General features: G+C 51.7%; 11 protein-coding genes. 7 read left to right on the top strand and 4 right to left on the bottom strand.

The window, feature by feature from the left end:
* Window positions 1–235 precede the first annotated feature (235 nt).
* Window positions 236–940 carry an HAD family hydrolase gene (locus AB9F26_RS10280; RefSeq protein ID WP_335583708.1) on the bottom strand — a complete coding sequence of 235 codons (705 nt, stop codon included), beginning with the start codon at window positions 938–940 and terminating at the stop codon, window positions 236–238.
* 119 nt (window positions 941–1,059) lie between these two features.
* On the opposite strand from AB9F26_RS10280, the gene clpS reads away from it, so the two are divergent.
* Genes clpS through hemF form a run of 4 tightly spaced genes read left to right on the top strand, consistent with a single transcriptional unit; the run spans window position 1,060 to window position 4,151 of the window.
* Window positions 1,060–1,380, top strand: a complete 321-nt coding sequence (gene clpS, locus AB9F26_RS10275; RefSeq protein WP_039001901.1) for an ATP-dependent Clp protease adapter ClpS — start codon at window positions 1,060–1,062, stop codon at window positions 1,378–1,380.
* A 16-nt stretch (window positions 1,381–1,396) separates the two neighbouring features.
* Complete coding sequence (locus AB9F26_RS10270) at window positions 1,397–2,401, top strand: methyltransferase (protein ID WP_369767967.1); 1,005 nt, start codon at window positions 1,397–1,399, stop codon at window positions 2,399–2,401.
* A 38-nt stretch (window positions 2,402–2,439) separates the two neighbouring features.
* A complete protein-coding gene (locus tag AB9F26_RS10265; RefSeq protein ID WP_335583706.1) occupies window positions 2,440–3,246 on the top strand; it encodes an SDR family oxidoreductase in 807 nt (268 codons plus the stop codon).
* Between the two features lie 11 nt (window positions 3,247–3,257).
* The gene (hemF, locus tag AB9F26_RS10260) at window positions 3,258–4,151 is read left to right on the top strand and encodes an oxygen-dependent coproporphyrinogen oxidase (RefSeq protein WP_335583705.1); all 894 of its coding nucleotides are present in this window, start codon (window positions 3,258–3,260) and stop codon (window positions 4,149–4,151) included.
* Here the strand turns inward: hemF and hemE are convergent.
* Window positions 4,148–5,179, bottom strand: coding sequence for a uroporphyrinogen decarboxylase (hemE, locus tag AB9F26_RS10255; RefSeq protein WP_335583704.1), 1,032 nt, complete (start codon window positions 5,177–5,179; stop codon window positions 4,148–4,150). The two genes, hemF and hemE, sit on opposite strands and share 4 nt — an antisense overlap.
* Window positions 5,180–5,292: 113 nt before the next feature.
* On the opposite strand from hemE, the gene hemC reads away from it, so the two are divergent.
* Window positions 5,293–6,240, top strand: a complete 948-nt coding sequence (gene hemC, locus AB9F26_RS10250) for a hydroxymethylbilane synthase (protein WP_369757602.1) — start codon at window positions 5,293–5,295, stop codon at window positions 6,238–6,240.
* On the opposite strand, the gene AB9F26_RS10245 is transcribed toward hemC, so the two are convergent.
* Window positions 6,237–7,643: an FAD-binding oxidoreductase gene (locus tag AB9F26_RS10245; RefSeq protein ID WP_369767966.1), complete on the bottom strand. Its 1,407-nt coding sequence runs from the start codon at window positions 7,641–7,643 to the stop codon at window positions 6,237–6,239. The genes hemC and AB9F26_RS10245 overlap by 4 nt on opposite strands.
* A gap of 155 nt (window positions 7,644–7,798) precedes the next feature.
* Between AB9F26_RS10245 and AB9F26_RS10240 the strand changes: the two genes are divergently transcribed.
* Entirely contained in the window at window positions 7,799–8,467 is a 669-nt protein-coding gene (locus tag AB9F26_RS10240) for a GntR family transcriptional regulator (protein WP_039001908.1), read from the top strand.
* A 35-nt stretch (window positions 8,468–8,502) separates the two neighbouring features.
* Here AB9F26_RS10240 and AB9F26_RS10235 read toward each other — a convergent pair whose 3' ends face one another.
* Window positions 8,503–11,010, bottom strand: coding sequence for a response regulator (locus AB9F26_RS10235; RefSeq protein ID WP_369767965.1), 2,508 nt, complete (start codon window positions 11,008–11,010; stop codon window positions 8,503–8,505).
* Between the two features lie 385 nt (window positions 11,011–11,395).
* On the opposite strand from AB9F26_RS10235, the gene AB9F26_RS10230 reads away from it, so the two are divergent.
* Window positions 11,396–12,094: a response regulator gene (locus AB9F26_RS10230; protein ID WP_369767964.1), complete on the top strand. Its 699-nt coding sequence runs from the start codon at window positions 11,396–11,398 to the stop codon at window positions 12,092–12,094.
* Window position 12,095 lies beyond the last annotated feature (1 nt).

Genomic DNA, 12,095 nt, shown 5'->3' with positions numbered 1-12,095 from the left:
GATCTATATTGGACGTACCGCCCTAGACGTGTTTTCACGTCGCCCGCCTTTTTATAACTGCCTCGTGCCGTCGATTTTCCGACTGACATTGTTTTGTTACAGGAACGTTAGCACAGCCGATTCATTCAGAAAACACCCAATTTTGGGAAAAAGTCGTTAAGTTTGAAAGTGTTGCATTCAATATTTTGTACCTACGTCGGCGACTTCCTCTACATGTAGGAGTTGGTACGTCTGGTTAGGAATTGTTGAACGCGCTCAATGCAGCGCCAAGATGTGACAAGTCGGGGATTTCAGCCAGTCGCTCACTGGCCACGGGCATGGTGGCGTGCTCTAATTCCCAAGTCATTCCGTGCGGTACATACACGGCACGCGCCCCTGTGGCGAGGACGGGTATAATATCGGACTTTAGGGAGTTTCCGACCATCAACACTTCATTTGGATTAAGATTGTGTCGCGCGAAAACACCACGGTAAGAGGTTTCATTTTTGTCTGATAGAACTTCCACTCCATCAAAAAACTCTCCCAAACCAGATTGGGCCAATTTACGTTCCTGATCCAGAAGGTCTCCTTTGGTAATCAGAAGAATTTTGTGATCCGGCGCCAGCATCTCGAGTGTGGATTCGACATGGGGCAACAAGTGAATGGGGTGCTTAAGCATGTCCTGACCAGCGTCTAACAATTCTTGAATAACAGTTGCTGAAACCCGCGCGTCGGTCACTTCAATGGCGGTTTCAATCATCGAAAGGATAAACCCTTTCACCCCAAATCCATAATGGCCAAGATTGCGGCGTTCCGCTGCAAGAAGGCGCTCTGCGAGGTGATCCGCCTGTGTGAAATCTTGCAACAATACGGCGAATTTGTCTTGAGTTAGGCGAAAAAAGGCCTCGTTTTGCCAAAGCGTGTCATCCGCATCAAACCCAATTGTTGATATTTTTCGCATAAATCTCTCCACCTAACCCTTCGCCCCCCCTTACATAAGCTCCAACGAACTTATATGTTCCTGTCACAAAAGAAGTGGATACTTGTGTGACGTCAATCGAAAATACCTCCCCCGCTAGGATGTCTGACAAAGATGATCCGCCAGACAACGAAGCGGGTGTTATCACAAAAACCGTCACTAAGACGGCGAAGCCTCCTATGTATAAGGTGTTGATCCTTAACGATGACTATACGCCCATGGAGTTCGTAATTTTTGTATTGGAGCGGTTTTTTGGCGTGTCGCATCAACAGGCGTTTGATCTGATGCTGACGGTCCATAAAAAGGGCATTGCCGTTGTCGGTGTTTTCTCGCATGAAGTGGCGGAAACAAAAGTGTCTCAGGTCATGGACGCCGCACGTCAAAAGCAACACCCGTTGCAGTGCACGATGGAAAAGGAATAGGGCCGCGGCCCGAATTATGCAAAATCTTCGCCTCTCTCTTGCGCTTTCTGGTGCCGCTCTTACCCTTCCCGAAGACGGTAAAATTCTTGTTCTCAACGCGGGCCCCGACAGTGATCTTTCCGCGCTGCCCCGTGAACGTGTTATCGCGGTCCAAGGGTTTAAACCCGATTTTGACGCGCTTGAAAACGCGGGCTTCACAGTCCTAACAGAAGCAGAGGGCACATTCTCGATGGCGGTTGTTTTCTTGCCGCGCGCCAAAGCCGAGGCACGAGACGCAATTGCTATGGCAAATGCGTTTTGTCCGGAAGGGATTGTTGTGGTTGATGGCCAGAAAACCGACGGCATCGACGGCATGTTTAAAGCGTGTCGCCAAAGGGCCGATTGCTCTGCTGCTATCTCAAAAGCGCATGGAAAAATCTTCTGGTTCCCAGCAGGAACTAGTTTTGAAGATTGGGCTGCCCCAAAAGAGGCGCAACTTGCCGCTCCAGGGTTTGTGACGCGCCCGGGTGTATTCTCGGCGGATGGCATTGATCCTGGGTCCGCGATTTTGGCCGCAGCACTTCCGCCGAAACTCGGTGAAGTCGTGGGTGATTTCGGAGCCGGTTGGGGCTGGCTAACGGGTGAAATCCTCAAGCGCGAAACTGTAAAAACCGTGCATCTGGTTGAAGCGGATTTTGCCGCAATTACGTGTGCACGTGAGAATATTACCGACCCCCGCGCGGAATTTCATTGGGCGGACGTGACGCGCTATAAGGCGTTGCCCGCATTTGACTCGATTGTGATGAACCCCCCGTTTCATACCTCGCGGGTCGGCGACCCCAATATCGGGAAGGCGTTCCTATCGGCGGCTGGCCGCTTCTTAAAGCCGCGTGGTGATCTCTGGGTCGTCGCGAACCGGCATTTGCCCTATGAAGCACATTTAAAAGAGGTCTTTCGTGTTGTGACTGAAGTTTCTGGGGACAATAAATTTAAAGTGTTCCACGCAACGCAACCGGTACAAAAAACTCGCGCGCCTTCGTGATCTAAACTTCCGTTTGGCGATAAAAATGAGGTTAGGGAATGTCTTTTTCGATATCAGGCAAGACGGCGATCATCACTGGGGCCGCAAACGGGGTCGGATTGGCAATCGGGCGCCATTTCGTGGCAAAAGGCGCCAATGTCATGTTTGCAGACATGGACGAAAAACGCCTGCAAAATGAACTAGATGGCCCCCTTGATGACGGTCCCGTGCGTTACTTCGCAGGGGATTTGCGCAAACGCCTCACAATTGCCAACCTTCTTTCCGCGACGATATCCGCCTTTGATCGCGTCGATATCCTTGTGAATTGCAGCCGGCAAGTTGTTGTCTCCGATCCGCTCAACCCTCTCTCGGATGGGGTGAGCAAGCTGCTTGATCAGAACCTGATGACGCCTTTGCGGGTAAGCCAAGCGGTCGCCAAACGGATGATCAAACAGGCCGAGGACGACGGCCAAAGCGAGGGATGCATCGGGTCGATTGTGAACCTATCGTCCATTGCGGCACAACGCTCCAACCCCAATTTAATGGCGCTTTCTGTGAGCACAGCAGCCTTGGATCAAATGACCCGATCCTTTGCCGTTGCAATGGCCCCGAGCCGTATTCGCGTGAACTCGGTGGCTTTTGGGAGCGTAATGAGCGCGAGTTTGAAGCATGCCCTCAAAGAGGATGCGAGTTTACGCGAAAACATCACGCGCCATACGCCTCTGGGGCGGATCGCAAGTGCAAGTGAAGTTGCCGAGTCCGTGCAGTTTTTAGCCAGTGATGCGAGTGGCTTTATGACCGGTCAGATCGTGACAATCGATGGTGGACGTACGTTGCTCGACCCCGTCGCGGCGCTCGCTCACTAGAAAGACTTAAAATGACAGATAAGATGGACACCCAGAAGGCTCAAGCTTCGAACTGGTTTGGGACGTTGCGAAACGAGATTTGTGCCGCTTTTGAAGCGCTCGAAGATAGCCAAACTGAAGGGCCCACTTCGCCGTTTCCCGCAGGTCGGTTTGAGTTGCGCGAGACTTCACGCACGTCCGCAGATGGCAGTGATGCGGGTGGTGGACTGATGAGTGTGATGCGCGGTGGCCGCGTATTTGAAAAAGTGGGTGTCAATATTTCAACGGTTTACGGCGAGCTTGGCGAGGGTGCCCAAAGGGCGATGGCCGCGCGTAAGGGGCTTGCTGGAATGGCAGATGACCCACGGTTTTGGGCCTCTGGAATAAGCCTTGTTGCGCATATGCAAAACCCACACGCGCCAGCCGTTCATATGAATACCCGCATGTTCTGGACGCCACACGGCTGGTGGTTTGGCGGCGGTTCCGACCTCAACCCTTGCCTTGAATACGAACAGGACACGGCCGATTTTCACGCGGTGCAAAAAACACATTGCGATCGCCACGACGCGCAATACTACCCGAAATTCAAAGAGTGGGCTGACGAGTATTTCTATATTCCACACCGCAAGCGCGCGCGTGGCGTGGGTGGCATTTTCCTTGATGATCACAACACGGGTGACTGGGCCGTTGATTTTGCCTTCATTCAGGATGTTGGACGCGCATTCCTAGCGGCTTTCCTTCCGATCACCGAACGGCGTCGCAATACGCCATGGTCGGAAGCCGACAAAGACGCGCAGCTCGTACATCGCGGCCTCTATGCGGAATATAATTTAGTTTATGATCGCGGAACGAAATTCGGCCTCGAGAGTGGTCATGATCCCGAGGCCGTGTTGATGAGTCTTCCACCGCTGGCGAAATGGATTTAGCCGCGTAGGGCTTTGAGCATAACGTCCACATTTGCGGGGTCCGCATCGGGCGTGATGCCATGACCGAGGTTGAAGATATGGGGCCCGTTGGACAGGGCTTCCTTGATCCGCTTAGTTTCTGAAATCAAGCGATCCCCGCCTTCAACCATGAGTTTTGGATCAAGGTTGCCTTGAACGCACCCATCTTTTTGCAATTCTTTCGCGGCCCAAGCAAGGTCAACTTTGGTGTCGATTGCAAGGCAGTCCGCGCCCGTCGCTTTGGCGAATCCCACGTAGGCGTCGCCCGCTTCCCGTGGGAAGGCAATGACGGGGATGTGTGGAAAGCGTGCCTTGAGTTGCGAAATAATGCGTTTGGTTGGTGCGAGGGCGAAATCATTGAAGTCGGCCCCTTTGAGCGAACCGGCCCAGCTGTCGAACAGTTTGACGACTTCGGCGCCCGCTTCGATTTGGGCCGAAAGGTAGGAAATCGTGCCTTCAGTGATGAGGTCGATCAGGTTTTGAAAAGTCTCACGATCGGTAGATTTTAGCGCGTGTGCGGGGCCTTGATCGGGGGTGCCGCGCCCTGCGATCATATAGGTCGCGACGGTCCAAGGGGCTCCGGCGAAACCAATGAGGGCGGTCTCTTTGGGAAGTTCGGATTTGAGGATTTTCAACGTTTCATAGATTGGGTTGAGCGTCTCGTGAATGCCATCAATACCGGTCAACTTATTGAAGTCGCTTGCGGATGTGACCGTTGAAAGGCGCGGTCCTTCGCCCGTAACGAACCAAACATCTGCGCCTAAGGCTTGCGGCAATAACAGGATATCAGCAAAAACGATGGCGGCATCAAAGCCATAGCGACGGATGGGCTGTAGGGTAACTTCCGCGGCTAGTTCTGGATTGTAACAGAGCGACAAAAAGTCTCCTGCTTGAGCGCGAGTGGCGCGATATTCAGGCAAATATCGCCCCGCCTGACGCATCATCCAAACGGGGGGCACATCGAGTGTTTCACCCGCTAATGCGCGCAATAGTTTTTTCTGTTCAGCCATTTCGTGCCCCTATAGATTTTCACGCAACACTTTTCGTGTCGTGGCCGCGTTGTCAAGGTAGAGAGGCCAACTGACGCATTGTCAGGCGCATTTGCCGCGCGTAAACACGGGGCATGAAAACAACTTTACCCACTCCCGACGCACCGCTGAATATCGGCACCCGTGGCTCTCCGCTTGCACTTGCTCAAGCCTATGAAACGCGGGCGCGTTTGATGGCAGCATTTGATTTGCCTGAGGCGGCATTTAATATTGTGGCCATCAAAACCACCGGCGACCGTGTGCAGGATCGCGCTTTGCGGGAAATTGGCGGTAAGGGCCTGTTTACCAAGGAAATTGAAGAGGCCTTGCTCGACAAATCCATCGATATTGCAGTGCATTCCATGAAGGACATGCCCGTGGAGCAGCCCGAAGGGTTGGTTCTTTCGACATATTTACCGCGTGAAGATGTGCGTGACGCGTTTATTTCGCCGACGGTCGCGCGATTGGCCGATTTGCCCCTTGGCGCGGTCGTGGGGACATCGAGTATGCGCCGACATGCACAACTCAAAAAAGTACGGCCTGATTTGGACGTAATCGAATTCCGTGGCAATGTGCAAACGCGGCTGAAAAAGCTTTCCGAAGGGGTGGCCTCCTGTACGTTTTTGGCGATGGCGGGTCTTAATCGGCTGGGTATGACACATGTTGTCGCGAGCGCGATTGAGGTGTCCGAGATGCTTCCGGCCGTGGCGCAAGGTGCGATCGGCATTGAGCAAAGGGCCGACGACGCGCGGTCAAGCGAGATGCTCGCAGCCATTCACGACATCCCGACCGGCCAGCGCTTGGCCGCCGAGCGTGCATTTTTGGCGGCACTCGATGGATCCTGCGAGACTCCGATTGCGGGATTGGCGGAAATCTCCGGTGATACGTTGCGTCTAAGGGGCGAAATTATCCGCCCAGACGGAAGCGAGAGCCTCGCAGATGAAATTTCTGGCCCCATTTCAACCGGTGCCGAAATGGGTTTGACGCTCGCGAACCGTTTACGCGCCCGCGCGCCAGAAGATTTTTTTGACTGGATGCACTAGGGCAAAATTTTCCCAGGGTTCATAATCCCGAGGGGGTCCAGCGCAGATTTAATCGCCCGCATGGTCGTAAGGGCCGTCGCGTCTTTCTTGCGCGCCATTGACCCGAGCTTTGAAACGCCGATCCCATGTTCAGCAGAAAAACTGCCGCGCAAGTCAGAAACCACATCTTCGAGGATTTCAATAATGCGTTCTTCTAGTTCGGGTGACGCAGAGCTTGGCCAAATTGTAGGATGGACGTTTCCGTCGCCGAGATGACTGACATAAAGGGTCGTCGCTGTGGGATCGATGAGCGCTAGTCGGTTTTCAAATTCCAAAATAAAAACTTCGACTTTGTCCAGCGGAACGGAAATATCGCAGTTCACAAACGGCTTTTTGTGAAACGCGAGGTCGGCTGCTTGTTCGCGACGGTGCCACATTTCTATGCGCTGTGTTTCATTCTGTGCAACCGTGGCATCAAGAATTTCGCCAGTCTCAATCATTTCAGCTAGCGCAGTTTCCAGCAGGTCCACAATCGGGATTTCGCCGATTTCATTTGGCACTGTGTCGCGTGGTGCGGTCGCGCCGATTTCGACCAAAATGTTGACGGGGTGGATTTTCTCGAACGGTGCGCGCGCGTTGGGGAAAAGTTTGGCGTGGAGTTCCATATAGCTTGCCGGCATAAATTCAAACGCTTCAACCGCGCCACCAGTGGATATTTGCAGCTTGTTGAGCAAGTCCAACGCGGGAGAAAGGGATGCGAGTGCGACCATTGCTGTGCCATATGCCGCTGGTTTTGGCACGAGTTTCAAAACTGCGGCAGTGATGATTCCAAGCGTCCCTTCGGCTCCAATAAAGAGATCGCGCAAATCATAACCGGCGTTGTCCTTATGAAGCTCGCTCATCAGGTCCATGATTTCACCGGACGGAAGCACCACTTCTAGCCCCAAACACAGCGCACGTGTATTTCCATAGCGCAGTACGTTTGAGCCGCCAGCATTGGTGGCCAAATTTCCGCCAATCATTGCTGACCCACGCGCGCCAAATGTGAGGGGGAAGCTTAAACCGAATTCTGCGGCTGCAGTATGAAGGTTTGAGAGAATGACACCCGCTTCGACAATGGCGATGCGCGCTTCTGGTCGTATTTCGCGTATTGTATTAAGCCGACCAAGAGAGAGTAAGATGGCTCCATCGGCCATAGTTGCGCCAGTAAGTCCGGTGTTTCCACCGATTGGAACGATCGAGATGCGATTCGCAGCTGCCAGTTTGACGATTTCACTGACTTGCTGAGTGTCTAGGGGCCGGACAACAGCGAGCGGATTAGAAGTGTATTTTCCCGTCCAATCTGTTGAATAAGCTAAGACGTCTGCTCCTGTCAGAACGTGCTTTTCGCCAAGTAGATTAGAAAGTTCCGCAATAATGTTCATTAAAATTCCCAATTTTGAATGTGATTGTCTCGCAAAATGGCAGGAAGTGCCAGTGAACAATTCGGAATGGAAAGCTTTCCGACGACTGGCATTTTTTTTGAAACACCTGCATAGTCGTTTGATTCAGAAAGTTGTGTCTGTGGGGGAATTCGAGAGTGCCAGAAGTTAAGACGACACGAGTGGCAGATGCCTATTTGCGTTTGAAAGAAGAGATTCTTTCAAACCGGATGCCCTCAGGGTTTCAGGCGCCAGAGCCGGAAATTGCTACGCTCTTGGGTATGAGTCGGACGCCTGTACGCGAAGCCTTGATTAAGTTGGAAGCGGAGGGGTTGGTTGAGTTGATTCCTCGAAGAGGCGCGCGCGTGTTACCGGTTTCGCTAGAAGACATGGCCGAAATTTATGAGATACTTACTGCCCTTGAACCTGAAGCTGCGGCAGCTTTGGCGCGCCGACGTCCGAGTAAGGAAGAATTAAGTGGCATGGAGCAGGCCACATTGGAGATGGAAAAAGCTTTGACGGCAAATGATCTGGATGCATGGGCCGATGCCGATGATCGCTTCCATCGGTTGCTCCTAGAATTGCACGGGAACAAGCGGTTATTGGCGATGGTTTCAGTTTTGTTCGATCAGGCGCACCGTGCCCGAATGGTGACATTGCGCATGCGAGCGATTCCAGAGGATTCCACGCGCGTTCATCGGGAAATACTGGAAGGGATTGCCGCTGGAGATGAGGCGGGGGTTGCAGAACTCTTTCGGGAGCACCGCAAACGCGCATCTTCAGAGCTATTGGATATTCTTAAAAAGTTTCGCCTTTCGGTACTTTAAGTGTGCCATACATTTTTGACAAAATTGTAAGAAATTTATGGGTTTATCGCCGAGTTTAGGGCGGCTTTCGACGCATTTAGGATGGCGGGGAGGAAAGGTAGTTCGTTGATGAAACCGTCATTTTGCCCGGCTTTTCCCATCGACTCGAGATTTGCGAGGGTTGTCTGCAGGCGCTGCGCCCCAAATGTGGACGCAGAGCCAGCTAGACGGTGAACTTGCGGTATCGAGTTTTGGACACGAAGCGGGTCGTTTATGCGAGTGAGCTCGGCGATTGTGGTTTCTGCTTCAACGACAAACCTTTTGAACAGGTCGTCAACACGAGTTTGCCCAAGTATTTCGAGAAGTTGCAAGAGGATGTCTTGGTTGACAAGGGCAACGTTGCCGGCTCGGGTTTCGGTGTCACCTTTTACCTTTCTGTGTGGCTTCAAAACCTGCGAAACAGATTTTGCCAAAATCTCGCGAAGTTTGTCGCGGACGACAGGTTTGGCAAGGCAATAGTCCATTCCGGCGGCTTGAAAACGTTTAATATCGTCAGGGAGTGCATGGGCCGTGAGGGCAATAATCGGGACACCGGAATAGTCGGAATTAGACTCTCGAATACGCTCGGTTGCAGAGACACCGTCCAAACGTGGCATGGATATATCCATGAGGACCACGTCAAAAGCGCATTCGATTGCATACTGCGCGCCCTCTTCTCCGTCCTGAGCTTCCGTCACTATATGCCCATCTGCTTCTAGCATTTCGCGTGCTACAAATCGATTTATTTGGTTGTCTTCCACCAATAGTATTTTCAAAGGCTTTTGAAGCATAATGGGCGGCGAGTCTTCTGCCGCAACTTTTGGCAAATGTACTCCTTGCTCAGGCGCATCCATATGTCTTGCAAACGGAACTCTAAACCAGAACAGACTGCCTTCTCCCTCTTCGCTTTCCACCCCTATTTCTCCGGCCATTGCTTCCACAAGACGCTTCGCAATCGGGAGGCCAAGTCCTGTACCCTCGGCTTCGCGATCAAAATTGGGGTCGAGCGTCACAAAATCGGTAAAGATTTCGCCAATGCTTTTCTCGGCAATCCCCAATCCCGTGTCTGCTACGCGAAACTCAATTGTTCCAAGATCGTTTTCGAGGTCTTCGGCTTCAATTAAAATACTCCCTCGAGATGTGAATTTGTTGGCATTGCTGACGAGGTTCAGAAGTATTTGCCGTACCGCTCCCGGATCTCCAACCACGGTTCCCAATTCGAATTCTGAGGTCCCGATTGAGAGATTATTTCCCCTTGAGCTTGCCAGAGAACGCTGACCGTCGCAAACCTCGGTTAAGATGTCGAAAAGGTTGAATGGGCGTTTTTCAGATTTTGCATGCCCAGCCTCAATCTTGGAGATATCCAGCACATCGTTCACGTGCTCTAGCAGATGGTTGCCGGATTTTACGGCAATTGTCAGGTACTGGATTTGTTTGGTGGTTAGTGAAGTCCGGGCGAGGAGGTCCAAGGTTCCGAGAAGTCCATTTAGGGGCGTGCGCATTTCATGGCTCATAACTGCGAGAAAACGGGATTTAGCTTTTTCCCCCTCGAGAGCTTTGTCACGAGCCTGCATGAGTTCATTCTCTGCTGCTAGTTGAGCCGAGATATCGCGCAAATACGCAATGAAAAGACGTCCGTCCGGGGAATGCGTCGTTCCGATGGAAAGTTCGACGGGAAATGTTTTTCCACTTTTGCGACGCGCAACAAGTTGAACACGTCCATCACCAAGTAGATGATCATCGCCTGTTGCCAAATAACGACGTATCGAGCGCATGGACGGCTCTACCCGATCTTCGGGGAAGAAAAGATCAATCATATTCCCCCCTAGCGCCTGTGCCTTGGTGTGGCCAAATAGGGTCTCAGCAGACTTGTTGAAATCTAATACAATTCCGTGTTCGTTAACGACTAAAATAGCATCGAGAGATGCCGCGGTTGTTGATGTTAGGCGGGCGTCCAGTTCCAAAATTGCTTGTTCATTTCGACAGTTTGTTCTTATTCTGAGCGATAGTATGGCTGTGAGAATCGCGATGAGGGTGGCCATAGCTGCTGCTAAGTAGGTCAGGTTTTGGAATTTTTTTGCGGCTACGTTTAATTTATTTTCCAACTGATTATCAAAAAAACGCAGCGTCTCCAAACCCATAAGGCGAATTTCCACTGACATTCGTTGCGCGGTGGATTCAATTTGTTCTGCACGGTCAAAAATCGCCTCCGGCGTGGACAGGGGTATGAATTTAATTTCCTCAATAATCCTCAAATAGCGTGAAAGCGCGGCCCGAACTTCTGGAATACTGCGAAGTGCCTTAAACTTTGGACCTGTGTTTAAATCGTTAAACTGGTGAACCATCTTTTCGTAGGCATTGCGCAAATCGTTGCTGGGAGTTTGTGCTACGCCTTCTGACTTCGATACAAAATCCGCGCTTTTCCGAAGGAGGATGGCTGCATCTCCTAGCGAAGAAAGGACCTCAACCGCACCGCCTATTTCGGATGAGTTCGCATTGAGGGCAGTCTCAAAACGCGTTGTCATTAGGACATATACCGCTCCCAAACAGATAAGTATAAGACTCCAGAACCCAATTGGAGCGATAACGGCCCGTGCATTCATTCGAAACAGTCGGGATTGGGGCATCGGGTACTGTATCCTTGTGAAATTGTGCAAACAGTTGTGGTTAGAAACCTTTGGCGTCCGTGTTCAAGATCCATTTCTATGCAGCCAAGCTTTAAGAAAAGTGAATAATTATCTAAGCTTTTTCTAAAATTGTCAGAAGTTTTGGAAGGATATTAGCAAAGGCGAAAGGATAGTCTGATAGCACCTAATGCACAGGGCGCTATACTATTGCAGGGGTGCCCAGCCCCCTAGGGGAGTATGTTAGAGTTCTGTTAAGGTCGGGGCTTCAACATAGGAGATAGCAATGGCGGCATTTGGAAACGTGGTACCATTCAATCGGGAGCCCGCGCCGTCAGAGCTGATAAACGTTGGACCGTCCTTGAGGGGTGATACATTGAAGTTCTTGGTGGCAGACGATCATGACTTGGTACGCGAAGCGATTGGTTCTTTCATAGAAACCGAGGGCGCCGTGGACGTTTTTCTAGCGGCTGATCTTGACGAGGCACTAAAAGCCATCGACGAGCAAGGTGCCTTTGATCTCGTGTTGCTGGATTACAATATGCCAGGAATGAATGGTCTTGAGGGGCTCGGTAAAGCGATTGCGCAAAACGGAGGGAAGCCTGTAGCTATCCTTTCAGGATCGGCATCGCGCAGCACGGCCGAGGAGGCCATAAGGGCAGGTGCCGCTGGGTTTGTGCCCAAAACATTGGGGTCTAAGTCGATGGTGATGGCCGCTAAATTTATGGCGCAAGGAGAAATATTTGCCCCCTTTAATTTCATGCAGAAAATGGGCCAGCCAGAGGACGTTAAAACGGGGCTGACACAGCGTGAGCAACAAGTTTTGCGTGGAATCGCGGAAGGTAAATCCAATAAAGAAATCGCCCGCGACTACGACCTTCAGGAAGTGACTGTCAAACTGCATGTCAAAACCCTAAGCCGCAAGCTTGACGCGCGCAATCGGACGCATGCCGCGATGATCGCTCGTGACCGCGAGTTGATTTAGC

This window comes from Falsihalocynthiibacter sp. BN13B15, from assembly GCF_041205415.1.
Lineage (GTDB): Bacteria > Pseudomonadota > Alphaproteobacteria > Rhodobacterales > Rhodobacteraceae > Falsihalocynthiibacter > Falsihalocynthiibacter arcticus.
The sequence above is the reverse complement of the archived record's forward strand: the minus strand, read 5'-3'. Positions and strand labels throughout refer to the sequence as shown.